The 13,914-nt window shown below is 68.7% G+C and carries 7 protein-coding genes; 5 read left to right on the top strand and 2 right to left on the bottom strand.

Features of this window, described 5'->3' with window-relative positions; translation table 11 throughout:
- Positions 1 to 21 precede the first annotated feature (21 nt).
- Positions 22 to 987: a porin gene (locus R5H32_RS08325; RefSeq protein ID WP_318338218.1), complete on the bottom strand. Its 966-nt coding sequence runs from the start codon at positions 985 to 987 to the stop codon at positions 22 to 24.
- Between the two features lie 256 nt (positions 988 to 1,243).
- Between R5H32_RS08325 and R5H32_RS08320 the strand changes: the two genes are divergently transcribed.
- The 4 genes from R5H32_RS08320 to holA all read left to right on the top strand — a co-directional run bounded on the left by R5H32_RS08320 (position 1,244) and on the right by holA (position 5,949).
- A complete protein-coding gene (locus R5H32_RS08320; RefSeq protein ID WP_318338217.1) occupies positions 1,244 to 1,771 on the top strand; it encodes a DUF3576 domain-containing protein in 528 nt (175 codons plus the stop codon).
- A 119-nt stretch (positions 1,772 to 1,890) separates the two neighbouring features.
- Positions 1,891 to 4,446, top strand: a complete 2,556-nt coding sequence (gene leuS / locus R5H32_RS08315; protein WP_318338216.1) for a leucine--tRNA ligase — start codon at positions 1,891 to 1,893, stop codon at positions 4,444 to 4,446.
- Positions 4,433 to 4,930 (top strand): LPS assembly lipoprotein LptE, encoded by a 498-nt coding sequence (gene lptE / locus R5H32_RS08310; RefSeq protein ID WP_318338215.1) that lies wholly within the window; start codon positions 4,433 to 4,435, stop codon positions 4,928 to 4,930. Before leuS ends, lptE begins: the two co-directional genes overlap by 14 nt.
- Complete coding sequence (gene holA, locus R5H32_RS08305) at positions 4,927 to 5,949, top strand: DNA polymerase III subunit delta (protein WP_318338214.1); 1,023 nt, start codon at positions 4,927 to 4,929, stop codon at positions 5,947 to 5,949. Before lptE ends, holA begins: the two co-directional genes overlap by 4 nt.
- Positions 5,950 to 6,085: 136 nt before the next feature.
- On the opposite strand, the gene R5H32_RS08300 is transcribed toward holA, so the two are convergent.
- On the bottom strand, positions 6,086 to 8,311 hold the full coding sequence (locus R5H32_RS08300) for a response regulator (RefSeq protein WP_318338213.1): 2,226 nt from the start codon (positions 8,309 to 8,311) through the stop codon (positions 6,086 to 6,088).
- Between the two features lie 155 nt (positions 8,312 to 8,466).
- Here R5H32_RS08300 and R5H32_RS08295 point away from each other — a divergent pair, with 155 nt between their 5' ends.
- Positions 8,467 to 13,914 carry an alpha-2-macroglobulin family protein gene (locus tag R5H32_RS08295; RefSeq protein ID WP_318338212.1) on the top strand — a complete coding sequence of 1,816 codons (5,448 nt, stop codon included), beginning with the start codon at positions 8,467 to 8,469 and terminating at the stop codon, positions 13,912 to 13,914.

The following is a 13,914-nucleotide window of genomic DNA, read 5'->3' as shown; positions in this document are numbered from 1 at the left end:
TTTGCTCGATCGTGCGTTCGATCAGAACGACAGACCCAGGCCCACCGACCAGGTGTCCTTGCCGCCGCCGTTCCAGGAAGCAGCGTCGCCCGAGCCGTAGCCGGCCATGGCAACAGCGCCGCCACCGAGGTCGTAGTTCGCCACGAGGCCCCAGCCATCGATGGTGCCCTGATTGGTGTCGAACGCGCCGTAGTTGGCGCCGACGGTAAGCGCGCCAGCCGAGTAGGCCGCACCAACGCCCCACCAGGAGTCGGACAGCGGAGTGGTGGTGAAGCCGTTCGAGGTGTGGAACGCGGTGCCGTCGAGGTCAGCATAGCCAGCCGAGAGCGAGAAGCCCTGCTGCATCGCGATGCGGCCGCTCAGGCCCCAGACGGTGTTGACGCCGTTGTCCTGGACACCGATGCCAGCGCCGATATCGAGACCGGAGAAGGAACCGGCCCACTTACCGCCGAGACCCCAAACGGTGTCTCCAACGCCGGTGTCGTCGATTTCGGCCGAACCCGCGATGCCGAAGTCGCCGAACGAGTACTCGTAGCGAGCGATCTGGTTGTCGTAGGTGCCGTCAAGACCGGTGTACCAGTAGGCGCCGGCATGGGTCGAGTGGTCGTCGTTGAGAGCGGTGCCCGAGTAGATTTCCGAGAGCGCCCAGTCGAACGCGCCGTCGGTCTCACCCAGGGTGACGCGGCCGAAGGTGCCCGAAACGAAGAAGGCTTCGTCGTCGAACCGCGGAATGCCGTTCGGGTTCGAGCCGTTCGAGTCGTCGAGCTGAACCTTGCCGCCGAACTCGAGGCCGTTGTCGGTCGAGCCGGAGAAGTTGAAGTTGATGACGACGTCGTTGTGGAACTGGGTCTCGATCGCAGTCACGGAGCCGAAGTTGCCCGAGCCGCCACGGACGCCGATTTCGGCGTAGCCCGACAGCGAAACTTCCGCAGCCGCGGCGCCGGCGAAGCCGACGAGAGCGGTGGAAGCGAGAAGAAGCTTTTTCATTTCGTATTCCCTCGTTGTCTTTAAAGGTGGGCCCAACTCAGGGGAATCCGAATTGGGTATGCGTCTATTTCTCCACTTAGCCTCTGCAATGCAACGGAAACGGCGGGTTTCGCGGAAAGACCGGATCGCGATGGTGCGTTCTTGCCACAGTCTCGCTGCGGGGGTCCGCTCATGGCCCCGGTTGCCTTGCCCGAAAAGCCTTGTTCGTACGGTTCGGCTCGGCTAGACAGCGGATCAAGACAGTCACGGGGTGCTCATGAAGATCCGGATCTTGGTGCGCGGAGCGATTCTCGGCGGGATCGTGTCTTCTCTGGCGGCCTGCAGCAGCGGCGGCCTGTTCGGGCCGCGCGCGTCCGCGACGGATGTCGCCACGCTCGAGGCCCGCGCCGCCGCCGATGCGCAGCGCGAGAACCTGGCCCGCCTCTCGCCCGCGCCGGAACGCTCAACTGTTTGGGATCTGTTCGGAAATTCCTCCGATCCCAACACAACGCTGGAGGTGAACAAGTACCTCTGGCAAGCTTCACTCGAAGTGCTCGACTTCCTTCCGATCCAATCGGTCGACCCGTTCTCGGGCGTGATCGTGACGGGTTTCGGAACGCCTCCCGGCGGTGGGCGCGCCTATCGTGCCACGATCTACGTGCAGGATCCCGCGCTCGACGCGCGGTCGCTGAAGGTCGCGCTGATGTCCAAGTCCGGGCCGGTCGACACCGCCACCACCCAGGCCGTCGAGGACGCGATCCTGACGCGGGCCCGCCAGCTTCGCATCCGCGACGGCGGTCTCTGAGCGCCGGACCGCCGGCCAGCCGAAGGCTGTCGGTACGGGAGAAAGGATCCGGAGGGAAACTCTGGACCTTGCGCGCGGCGCTTGTATAACCGGCCGGGTCAAGCGCCGAGGAAACAGACATGTCGCGTTACGATCCCGCCGTCATCGAGCCGAAATGGCAGGAGGCCTGGGAAGAGGCCGGATGCTTCACCGCACGGCGCGATCCTTCGCGACCGAAATACTATGTGCTGGAAATGTTCCCCTATCCGTCGGGGCGCATCCATATCGGCCATGTGCGCAACTACACGATGGGCGACGTCGTGGCGCGCTACAAGTCCTCCTGCGGCTACTCGGTGCTGCATCCGATGGGCTGGGACGCCTTCGGCATGCCCGCCGAGAACGCGGCGATGGAACGCGGCGGCCACCCCAAGGACTGGACCTACGGCAACATCGCGGTGATGCGCGACCAGATGAAGCCCCTCGGCCTTTCCATCGACTGGAGCCGCGAGTTTGCCACCTGCGACCCGGAGTATTACGGCCAGCAGCAGTCGATGTTCGTCGACTTCATGGAAAAGGGCCTCGTCTACCGCAAGAACGCGGTGGTGAACTGGGACCCGGTCGACATGACCGTGCTCGCCAACGAGCAGGTGATCGACGGCAAGGGCTGGCGCTCGGGCGCCGAGGTCGAGCGGCGCGAGCTGACCCAGTGGTTCTTCCGCATCTCGGACTTCGCGGGTGAGCTTCTCGAGGCGCTCGACGGTCTGAAGGACTGGCCCGAGAAGGTGCGGCTGATGCAGGCCAACTGGATCGGCAAGTCGAGGGGCCTGCAATTCGCCTTCGCGACCTCGGGCGCGCCCGAGGGCTTCGACCGGCTGGAGGTCTACACGACCCGGCCCGACACGCTGATGGGCGCCTCCTTTGCCGCGATCTCGCCCGACCATCCACTCGCCAAGAACCTGGAGCGGCACGACCCGAGGATCGCCGCGTTCGTCGCCGAATGCCGCCGCATCGGCACCTCGGAAGAGGCGCTGGAGAAGGCCGAGAAGAAGGGCCTCGACACCGGCATCCGCGTTCGCCATCCCTTTGACGAGACTTGGGAACTTCCGGTCTACATCGCCAACTTCATCCTCATGGACTACGGCACCGGCGCCATCTTCGGCTGCCCGGCACATGACCAGCGCGATTTCGACTTCGCGACGAAATACGGCCTCCCGATCCCGGCGGTCTTTGTCGCTGAGGGCGCCGACGACGCACCGCTGATCGAGGCTTTCGTCCCGATGAAGTCCGAGCGCGTCCGTTACGTTCGCGGCTTCGCCGGGTCCGAGGTTCAGACCGGGGACGAGGCCGTCGATGCCGCCATCGCCCATTGCGAGGCCAAGGGCGTCGGCCGCGGCGTCACCAACTACCGCCTGCGCGACTGGGGCGTGAGCCGCCAGCGCTACTGGGGCTGCCCGATCCCGGTGGTGCATTGCACCGACTGCGGCGTGGTGCCGGAGAAGAAAGAGAACCTGCCGATCGAGCTGCCCTACGATGTCAGCTTCGACCAGCCCGGCAATCCTCTGGACCGTCACCCGACCTGGCGCGACTGCGCCTGCCCGAGCTGCGGCGCGCCGGCCCGGCGCGAGACGGATACGATGGACACTTTCGTCGATTCTTCATGGTACTATGCCCGCTTCACTGCGCCGCACGCCAAGACCCCGACGAGCGCGGAAGACGCCGACTACTGGATGAACGTCGACCAGTATATCGGCGGCATCGAGCATGCGATCCTGCACCTGCTCTATTCCCGGTTCTTCGCCCGCGCGATGCACCTGACCGGGCACCTGCCCAAGAAGGCGATCGAGCCCTTCAATGCGCTCTTCACCCAAGGCATGGTCACGCACGAGACCTATGCGACGCGTGGGCCGGACGGACGCCCCATCTGGCACACGCCAGACGACGTGATGCGGGATGCCGAGGGCGCCCGGCTCATGGACGGAACGCCGGTCGAGATCGGGCCTGTCATCAAGATGTCTAAGTCGAAGAAGAACGTCGTCGACCCGATGGACATCATCGCCCGCTACGGTGCCGACACCGCGCGCTGGTTCGTCATGTCCGACAGCCCTCCCGAACGCGACGTCGAATGGACCGCCTCGGGTGCCGAGGCGACGCAGAAGCACCTCGCCCGCGTCTGGCGGCTCGCCGCCGAAATCGACAGCCGCGGCGGCACCGATACGTCGCAGGACGAGGCGCTCCTGAAGGCAATGCACCGGGCCATCGCCAACGTGACGGCGGGGATCGAGGGCTTCGCCTTCAATAAGGCGGTGGCGAAGCTCTACGAGTTCACCAACACCTTCTCGAAGTCCGATGCCTCTGCCGCGGCCAAGCGCACGGCGATGCGGACGCTGGCGCAGCTCATGGCGCCGATGGTGCCGCACCTGGCCGAGGACGTCTGGGCGATTGCCGGGGGCGAGGGGCTCGTCGCCGCGGCACCCTGGCCGAAAGCCGATCCGGCGATGCTGGCCGAGGACACCGTGGTCCTGCCGATCCAGATCAATGGCAAACGCCGGGGGGAAGTCAGCGTACCCAAGGACATGGCCCCGGCCGAGGTCGAAAAGATCGTGCTGGCCGACGACGCCGTTATCCGGGCCCTGGCCGGGGCCGCGCCGAAGAAACTGATCGTCGTTCCGGGCCGCATCGTCAATGTCGTGGTCTGAGCGCAGGCGCATCCTCGCCCTCCTGGCGGTCGCGGCCCTTTCTGGCTGCGGCTTCGCCCCGGCCTACGGGCCGGATGGCGCCGCGGTCGAGCTTCTTGACCGGGTGGCGGTCGATGCGCCCAGCGACAAGGACGGTTTCGACCTTCTCGAGCGGCTTGAGGAACGGCTCGGGCGCACCGGCTCTCCCGAGTTCCAGCTTGGCTACCGAATCGACACCCGGACGGTCGAGCAATCGGTCGCACCGGACAACGCGATCAACCGCTACCAGGTGATCGGTTCCGCCAACTTCACCCTTCGCAACGCGCAGACGAACGAGACCGTCAGCTCGGGCCGCGTAACCTCGTTCACCAGCTACTCTGCCTTCGGCACGCCGGTATCCACGGAAGCCGCCGAGGCCGACGCGCGCACGCGCCTGATGCGTATCCTCGCGGATGATATCGTCACCCGGCTGATCGCGACCTCGGGCAACCGGAAAAGCCCGTGAAGCTCGCCGGCGCCGCAGCAACCCGCTTCTTCGCGAAGCCGGAGCCCGATCGGGCGGGGCTCCTGATCTTCGGCGCCGACGGGATGCGTGTCGCGCTGAAACGGCAGGAAGTCATCGCCGCGCTCATCGGGCCCGAGGGCGAGGCCGAGATGCGGCTGACGCGGATTCCGGCCGCCGATCTGCGCAAGGATCCCGCCCTCGTCGCGGACGCGCTCAAAGCGCAAGGCTTCTTCCCCGGCCCGCGCGTGGCCTTCGTCGAGGACGCCGCCGACGGGCTGGCGCCGGTGCTGAAAGCCGCACTCGCGGATTGGAAGCCGGGCGACGCGATGCTGGTGGTCACGGCCGGCAGCCTGACCAAGGCATCGGCGCTGAAAAAGGCCTTCGAGGAGCATCCGAACGCCTATGCGGCCGGGATCTACGATGACCCGCCCTCGCGCGAGGAGATCGAGGCGGTACTCGCCAAGGCAGGCCTTGCCGATATCGGCCGCGAGGCGATGACCGACCTGCTCGCGCTGGCCCGCGATCTCGACCCGGGCGATTTCCGGCAGACGGTGGAAAAGATCGCGCTCTACAAGTTCGGCGATTCCGCGCCGCTGGCGCCCGCTGAAGTCGCAGCCTGCGCGCCCGCGACGATCGAGGCGGAGGTCGACGACGTCCTTCACGCCGTGGCCGAAACCCGCGTGGCCGATGTCGGGCCGCTCATGCGCCGGTTGGAAGGCCAGGGCGTGAACCCGGTCACCCTGTCGATCGCCGCGATGCGCCATTTCCGCACCCTGCACATGGCCGCCTCCGCGCCGGGCGGCCCGAGCGAGGGCATCACCCGGATGCGCCCGCCGGTCTTCGGACCGCGCCGCGACAGGATGCTCAGGCAGGCGCAGAACTGGGGAATGCACCGGCTGGAGAACGCGCTCGGCATCCTGACCGACACCGATCTGACGCTGCGCTCCGCGTCGCGCGCGCCGGCGATGGCGGTGATGGAGCGGGCGCTGATCCGGCTGGCGATGCTCGGGCGGCGCTGAGCCAAACAGCGGCGCTGCACAGGCCCGCGGCACCGTCGGCCGCTCCCCTCGAACCGACCGCGGGCGCCGTGCTCCGCCCCCGGCAACTCAACCGCCCGGTCAGTTCGCAGACCGCGCCACCGGGCGCGCTGCGCGGTCAGGCCGGACCCAAGCGGGCCGCCCAGTCTTGTGCGGGCCGTGCCGAGGACGGACAATACGCGTCGATCTTCGAGGAAATCGCGACCTTCTTGAGCGGCTTCGTCAGGTACTCGTCGATTCCGGCCGCGCTGACGGCCTCCCGGTCTCCTTCCATGACATGTGCCGTGAGAGCCACGATCGGCACTTTCGGCAAACCCTGTTCGGCCTCGATCGCGCGGATCTTCCGGGCGGCCTCGCGCCCGTCCATTTCGGGCATGGAGATGTCCATGAAGATCAGGTCGGGCTTGAAGCTTCGCCATTTCTCGACCGCTTCGCGACCGTTGCAGGCAAACGTAAGGTCGATGTCGAAATCGGCAACCATCTTGCGGAAGACGAGTTGATTCGTGCGGTTGTCCTCGGCCGCGAGCACGCGCATCTGCCTCCCGCCTGCGTCGGCCGGCGCGGAGGCGTCCAGGCCGGCCCGCGCGGGCTCGTCGGCGGAAGGATAGGAGAGGTCCTCCAGCGCGCGAAACAAATCGCGGCGCAGGATCGGCTTGCAGAGCACTGCCGCCAGGCCCGCTGAAGCTCCGTCAGCTGCGGCGGGGTCCGACGACAGCAACACGATCGGAGCGTCGATCCCGGCCGAGCGGAGCGCCGCGGCCAGGGCGGGGCCGGTCATGTCCGGCATCTCGTGATCGGTCAGGATGACGTCGAACGGCTGCGCCGAAGCGGTGCGCAGCGCCTCGGCCGCGGTGTTGCACATCGTCACCTCGAGTCCATAGGTCTCGAGCTGGCGTTCGAGGATCACCCGATTAAGCTGGACATCGTCGACGATCAGCGCCCGCTTGAGAAGGATCGGCCGTTCCGGTCGGTCGATCGGGTCACGCGGCTCGGCCGCCGCGAGCGTGATGCGGAAGCCGAAGCACGAGCCCTGCCCCGGCTCGCTGTCGACCCAGATCGTCCCGCCCATGAGCTCGACGAGCTGGCGGCTGATCGCCAGGCCAAGGCCGGTGCCCTCGAACTTCCGGTTCGACTGGTCCTCGACTTGGTTGAATTCCCCGAAGACGTGGTCGATGAAATCCGCCGGAATACCGATGCCGGTGTCCTCTACGGTGATGTGGAGGTCGAACCGGCCATCGGGGCAGTCGATCCCGACGATCCGCGTAAGGACGTGGCCGGCCGCGGTGAATTTCACCGCATTGCCAATCAGGTTGGTCAGAATCTGCCGGATCCGCCCCTTGTCGCCGACATATCGCGTCGGCAGGAACAGATCGAAATCGACCAGAAGCTTGATCCCCTTGTCGCGCGCGGCCGGCTGCAGGAGCAGCATGACCTCGTGAAGGCAGCGTTCCAGATCGAACGGCTCGGGATAGAGCTTCAGCTTCTCCGCCTCGATCTTCGAATAGTCGAGCACGTCGTTGATGATCGCCAGAAGCGCCTCGCCGGACGACTTGATCGTCTCGGCGAAGAGCCGCTGCTCCTCGTTCAGCTCGCTGTCGCAAAGCAGTTCGGCCATGCCGACGACGCCGTTCATCGGCGTGCGGATCTCGTGGCTCATGTTGGCGAGGAAGGCGGACTTGGCGCGGTTCGCCGCCTCGGCCCTGACCCGCGCCTCCTCCAGCTCGGCCTCGCGCGCGACCGCGTCGGTGATATCGAGCGCCATGGACACCAGGTCGCCGGCTTCGCCGCGCCTGTCGATGAGCTTGATGTGGCGGCCGTCGGAGAGGCTGACGATCGTCGGTTCGATCTCGTCGCGGCCCAGGCGCGCGATCATCTCGTGGTACCAGTCCTGAACCGTCTCCTCGCCCATGTCGCCAAGCCCGGCCTCGCCGAAGGCCGCGAGAATGCTGTCGTAGTCGGACCCGACGCCGAAATCCCTGTGCGCGCCGAAAAGCCCGCGATAGGCCCGGTTCGCCGTGACCAGCCGCAGGTCGGCGTCGAAGACCGCGAACCCGTCCTCGATCGTCTCGATCGCTTCCCAGAGCCGACGCTGGGCGATTTCCGCTTCCACATTGGCGCGCTCCAGATCGTACTGGTAGCGGCTGTTCTGACCCTTCAGCGATTCGGCCTCGTGCCGCGCCTCCTCCAGCCCGTGGCGCTGCTCGACGATCTGGTCGGACAGCTTCCGGGCATGATGCGAGAGCTGGGAATTCGCGGCGAAGAGCTCTCGTTGTTTCTGCTCCAGCAGGCGTTCGGCGGCGAGCCTCGCCCGCCGCTCCCTCGCCAGTTTCTCGGCAATGCTCAAACCCGCCTCCGGTCCGACCGCGCCGCTTCGGCGCAGGGCAACCATGACGCACCGGCATGAAGGAAGGCTTAAACGCTCCACGACCGGGGGCCAGCCTTGCCATGTCCGCCGACGCCATGCGAGCATCCGTGCATTGCCGAGAACAGGGGATTTCGATGCTCAGGGTGTTGCCCGCCGCTCTCGTGGCGCTGCTTGCAGTTTCCGCCGCCACGGCCCAGGACCGCGACTACATTCCCGACCGACGCGCGGTCCTGATCGAGAATGTCGACTTCCCCGGCGCGGACCTTCGTGCTCTGTTCGACGTCGATTACGACGCCTGCGCGTCGGCATGTCTCAGCGACGGCGCCTGCCGGGCCTTCACCTTCAACCGCCGCGCCGGATCTTGCTTCCTGAAAACCGAGGCCGGCGCGGCAGAACCCTATTCCGGCGCCGTGTCAGGCCGCATCCTCGCCGCCGCGGAAGGGGTCGCCGAACAGGCGCAGCAATTGGCCACGGATCTCTCGTTTCTAAGGGAGGAGGACTTCACTGCGGCGCTCACGCAGGCAAATAACCTCTCTGCGACCCATGTCACCGGAACTGCGACTGAGACCGAATTGGTCGCGTCGGCGCGGGCGGCGCGCGACGCAGAGGACTGGCCCGGCGTCGCCGAGGCAACCGGCGCGGCGCTCAACATCTCCGACTCGGCCGGGCTCTGGGCCGATTATGCGGCGGCGCTTCTCGAAATTCCGGCCAACCGGAGCAAGCGCCGGGAGAACGCCGACCGCGCCGCCGCCGCCGCGGTCAACGCCTATCTGCGCGCCGGTGCCCCTGCGCTTCGCGCCACCGCTCTCGCGACCCTCGCCCGCGCCTTCGAGACGGTCGAACGCGGCCCTGACATGATCCCGGCCCTGCGCCTTGCCCAGCGCCTGCAGCCGCGCGACGAAACCGCCGCGGCGCTTGAAGACGCGATCGGCAAGTACGGCTTCCGCATCGCCGAGACCCAAGTCGACAGCGACGGCGCCACGCCGCGGATCTGCGCCACCTTCAGCGCCGACCTGATCCGCGCCGGGACCGACTACGACCCCTTCGTCAAGCTCGACACCGCAGGCCTCGCCGTCGATGCCTCGGGCCGGCAGATCTGCGTGAGCGGGGTCGAGCACGGCCGCCGCTACGCGGTGACCTTCCGCGAGGGGCTGCCCGCCGCCGATGGCGAGGAACTGGCGAAGGACGTGACGCTCAATCTCTATGTCCGCGACCGGGCGCCAGCCGTGCGGTTTCCCGGCCGCGCCTATGTGCTGCCCCGGACCGACCGGGCCGGAATTCCGGTCGAGACCGTCAATACCGACCGGGTCGACCTCTCGCTCCTCCGGATCTCCGACCGCAACCTGATCAGGGCGATCCAGAGCGACTATTTCGGCCGCCCGCTCGATTACTGGTCGTCGGAGAACCTCAAGGGCCAGGTGGCGGAGGAGGTCTGGACCGGCACCGGCGAGGTCGGGATGGAGGTCAACCGCGACGTGACCACGCGGCTGCCGCTCGACGCGGTGATGAATGACCTCGGGCCCGGCATCTACGCGCTGCAAGCCGGCGTTCCGGGGCTCGATCCCTTCGACCATCCACCCGCGACCCAGTGGTTCGTGATCTCCGATCTCGGGCTCACCAGCTTCGAGGGCACGGACGGGCTCCATGTCGTGGTGCGCGCGCTGTCGGACGCGAGCGCCGCCGAGGGCGCCACCGCGACGCTCCTGTCGCGCGCCAACGCGGTGATCGCGACCGCCAGGACCGACGCCGAGGGCCTTGCCCATTTCGCCGCCGGGCTGACCGCCGGGACCAGCGGCGCCGCCCCCGCGCTCGTCACTGTGGAGAAGGACGGCGACTTCGCCTTCCTGCCGCTGACCGAGCCGGAGTTCGACCTCTCCGACCGCGGCGTCGCCGGGCGCGAGGCCGCGCCGCCGATCGACGTCTTTCTCGCCACCGACCGCGGCGCCTACCGCGCCGGCGAGACGGTCCACGCGACGATCCTTGCCCGTGACACGCGGATGGAGGCGCTCGACGGGTTGCCGATGACGGTGCGGCTCCTCCGGCCCGACGGCGTCGAATACAGCCGGATCCTCGCCGCTGCGGCGGGCGCGGGCGGCCATGTCGCGACGCTCCCCCTCGCGGCAAGCGCGCCGCGCGGCACCTGGCGGATCGAGAGCTTCGTCGAGGACGGCAAGGTGCTTGCCGCCGGCAGCCTCCTCGTCGAGGACTTCCTGCCCGAGCGCATCGACTTCGAGCTGACGCTGCCCGAGGGTGCGCTGCGCCTTGCGGATACGCCCGCGCTCGGCATCGCCGCGCGCTACCTCTTCGGCGCGCCGGGTGCGGGGCTCGCGGTCGAGGGCGATCTGAGGATCGCCGCGCTCGACAGGCTCGACGCCTTTCCCGGGTACCGCTTCGGCCGCCATGACGAACCGTTCTCGCCCTACCGCGACGCCCTGCCCGAGGCCGGGCCGACCGATGCCGAGGGACGCGCGACGCTAGCCGCGGCGCTCCCCGATCTCGGCGAAGCGGGGAACCGGCCCCTGGAGGCGCGCTTCGCGGTGCGTCTGAAGGAGGGCTCCGGCCGCCCTGTCGAGCGCGAAGTCACCCGGCGGATCCTGCCCGATGCCCCGGTGATCGGCATCAAGCCGCTCTTCGAGGGCGGCACCGTGGCCCAAGGCGACGAGGCGCGGTTCGAGCTGATCGCGGTCGGCCCGGACGAGGCCCCGGCGGCGCGCAGCGCCCATTGGTCGCTCAACCGGATCGAGACCGACTACCAGTGGTACTCGCTCTACGGCCAGTGGAACTGGGAGGTGACGACCACCCGCCACCGCGTCGCCGAGGGCGACGTGACGCTGACCGCCGAAGGCGCTCAAGCCATCGGCGCCCCGGTCGACTGGGGCAATTACGAGCTGGTCGTCGAGGCCGCCGACGGCAGCTACAGCGCCGCCTCGGTCGAGTTCTACGCCGGCTGGTACGCCCCCGCCGACGCCACGGAGACGCCGGACAAGGTGCCGGTGACGCTCGACAAGCCCGCCTACCGGCCGGGCGACACCGCCGTGGTGCGGCTGGAGCCGCGCGCCGACGGCGTGGCGCTGGTCACGGTGATGTCGAACCGGCTGATCGACATGAAGGCGGTGCCGGTCACCGCCGGCGAGACGCTTGTGGAACTGCCCGTGACCGACGACTGGGGCGCGGGCGCCTATGTCGCGGCCTCGGTGATCCGGCCGCTCGATGCCGATGCGGGCCGCGCCCCGGCGCGGGCGCTCGGGCTCTCCTACGCCGCGGTCGATCCCGGCTCGCGCAGGCTCGCGGCCACCTTCGAGGTCGCGCCCGAGGCCGCGCCACGAGGACCGCTGCCCGTCGCGCTGAAGGTCGAGGGCGCGACGGCGGGCGAACCCGTTCACGCCACCATCGCCGCCGTCGATGTCGGCATTCTGAACCTCACAGGCTTCACCTCGCCTGACCCCGAGGGGCACTATTTCGGCCAGCGGAAGCTCGGCGTCGGGATCCGCGACCTGTACGGACGGCTGATCGACGGCCAGGCGGGCGTGATGGGCGCGGTGCGCTCCGGCGGCGACGGCGCCTCGGGGCTGAAGATGCAGGCGCCGCCACCGACCGAGGAACTCGTCGCCTATTTCTCCGGCCCGCTGACCGTGGGTGCCGACGGCTACGTGCGGACCGAGTTCGCATTGCCGTCCTTCAACGGCACGGTGCGGCTCATGGCCGTCGCCTGGTCGAAATCCGCCATCGGTCAGGCCGAAGCAGAGGTACTGGTGCGCGACCCGGTCGTGGTGACCGCCTCGCTCCCGCGCTTCCTTGCGCCCGGCGACGAGAGCCGGCTGCTTTTGGAAATCGTCCACGCGACCGGCACGGCCGGGCGGATCGGACTCGACGTGAGCGGCGAGGGGCTCACCCTCGGCGCGGCACCCTCCGGGCTCGATCTCGCCGAAGGCGGCAAGGCGGTTGTCTCGGTGCCCGTCACCGCCGGAGACACCGAGGACACCGGTACCATCCGGGTCGCGCTGACGACGCCGGATGGGCGCCAACTGGTGAAGGACCTCGCCCTGCCCGTCCAGTCGAACGAGCCCGAAGTGGCCCGCCAGAGCCGCTTCGACCTTGCCGCCGGCGACGCCTTCACGCTCGACGCCAACGTCTTCGCCGGGCTCGTCCCCGGCTCCGGCCGCGCCACCCTCGCGGTCGGGCCAATCGCCCGCTTCGATGCGCCGGGCCTTCTCGCCGCGCTCGACGCCTATCCCTACGGCTGCACCGAGCAGCTCACCTCGAAGGCGCTGCCGCTCCTCTATTTCGATGAGGTGGCGCGGGCGATGGGCACCGGCCAGTCCGGCGACATCCGCAAGCGGGTTGAGGAGAGCATCGCCGAGATCCTGCTTAACCAGTCCTCGAACGGTGCCTTCGGCCTCTGGCACGCCGATACCGGCGACCTCTGGCTCGACGCCTATGTGACCGACTTCCTCAGCCGGGCAAAAGCGCAGAGCTACGCGGTGCCCGACATCGCGTTCCGCAGCGCGCTCGACAACCTCAGGAACCAGATCAACTACGCGCCCGACTTCGACACGGACGGCGGCGCCTATGCCTATGCGCTGATGGTGCTCGCGCGCGAGGGCGCGGCGGCGGTGGGCGACCTGCGCTACTACGCCGACGTGAAGACCGAAGCCTTCGACACCCCGATCGCCGCCGCCCAGCTCGGCGCGGCGCTCGCCTCCTACGGCGACCAGCGGCGCGCCGACGCGATGTTCACCGCGGCCGCGCGGCTCATCGACACCCGGACAGGAACCGAGGAGGCCCCGCTCTGGCGCGCCGATTACGGCACCGACCTGCGCGACGCCACCGCGCTTCTGGCGCTCGCCGCCGAGGCCGGCTCCGCCGCCGTGAGCCCCGAGACGCTCGGCAACGACGTGGCCCGCGCGCTGACCGGAAAGCGGCTCTCGACGCAGGAGGCGACCTGGGCGCTTCTCGCCACCCACGCACTGATCGACCGGCCCGGCACCGAGGGCTTCACAGTCAACGGCGACGCGGTGGACGGCCCGCTCGTCCGGGTGCTCGAAGCCGCCGCTGCCACGCCGCAGGTCATCGCCAACGGCGCGGACCGCGACGCGACGGTGACGCTCACCACCTTCGGCGTACCCGCAGAACCGGAGCCCGCGGGCGGCAAGGGTTACGCGATCACCCGGAGCTACTACACGCTCGAGGGCGAACCCGCCGACATCGCCACGGTCAGGCAGGGCGCCCGGCTCGTCGCGGTGATCGAGGTCACGCCGCACGGCAGTGGCAAGGCGCGGCTGATGATCGACGACCCGCTCCCCGCCGGGTTCGAGATCGACAACCCGAGCCTTATCCGCGCCGGCGACATCGCCGCCCTCGGCTGGCTCGACAGCGTGGCCGAGACACGGACGACCGAGTTCCGCCATGACCGCTTCCTCGCGGCGGTGGACTGGACCACGGGCGAACCGTTCCGGCTCGCCTATCTCGTCCGCGCGATCTCGCCCGGCAGCTTCCGCCACCCGGCGGCGAGCGTCGAGGACATGTACCGCCCCGACTACCGCGCCCGGACCGCGACCGGCCGGGTCGTGGTGAGCGAGTAG

The organism is Defluviimonas sp. D31, assembly GCF_033436765.1.
Taxonomy (GTDB): Bacteria; Pseudomonadota; Alphaproteobacteria; order Rhodobacterales; family Rhodobacteraceae; genus Albidovulum.
This window is presented reverse-complemented; position numbering and strand designations above follow the sequence as displayed.

Excerpts from the sequence above, each read along its gene's own strand:
- R5H32_RS08320 (WP_318338217.1), top strand. The coding sequence starts at position 1,244 with ATGAAGATCCGGATCTTGGTGCGCGGAGCGATTCTCGGCGGGATCGTG.
- lptE (WP_318338215.1), top strand. The coding sequence starts at position 4,433 with ATGTCGTGGTCTGAGCGCAGGCGCATCCTCGCCCTCCTGGCGGTCGCG.
- leuS (WP_318338216.1), top strand. The coding sequence starts at position 1,891 with ATGTCGCGTTACGATCCCGCCGTCATCGAGCCGAAATGGCAGGAGGCC.
- R5H32_RS08325 (WP_318338218.1), bottom strand. The coding sequence starts at position 987 with ATGAAAAAGCTTCTTCTCGCTTCCACCGCTCTCGTCGGCTTCGCCGGC.
- R5H32_RS08295 (WP_318338212.1), top strand. The coding sequence starts at position 8,467 with ATGCTCAGGGTGTTGCCCGCCGCTCTCGTGGCGCTGCTTGCAGTTTCC.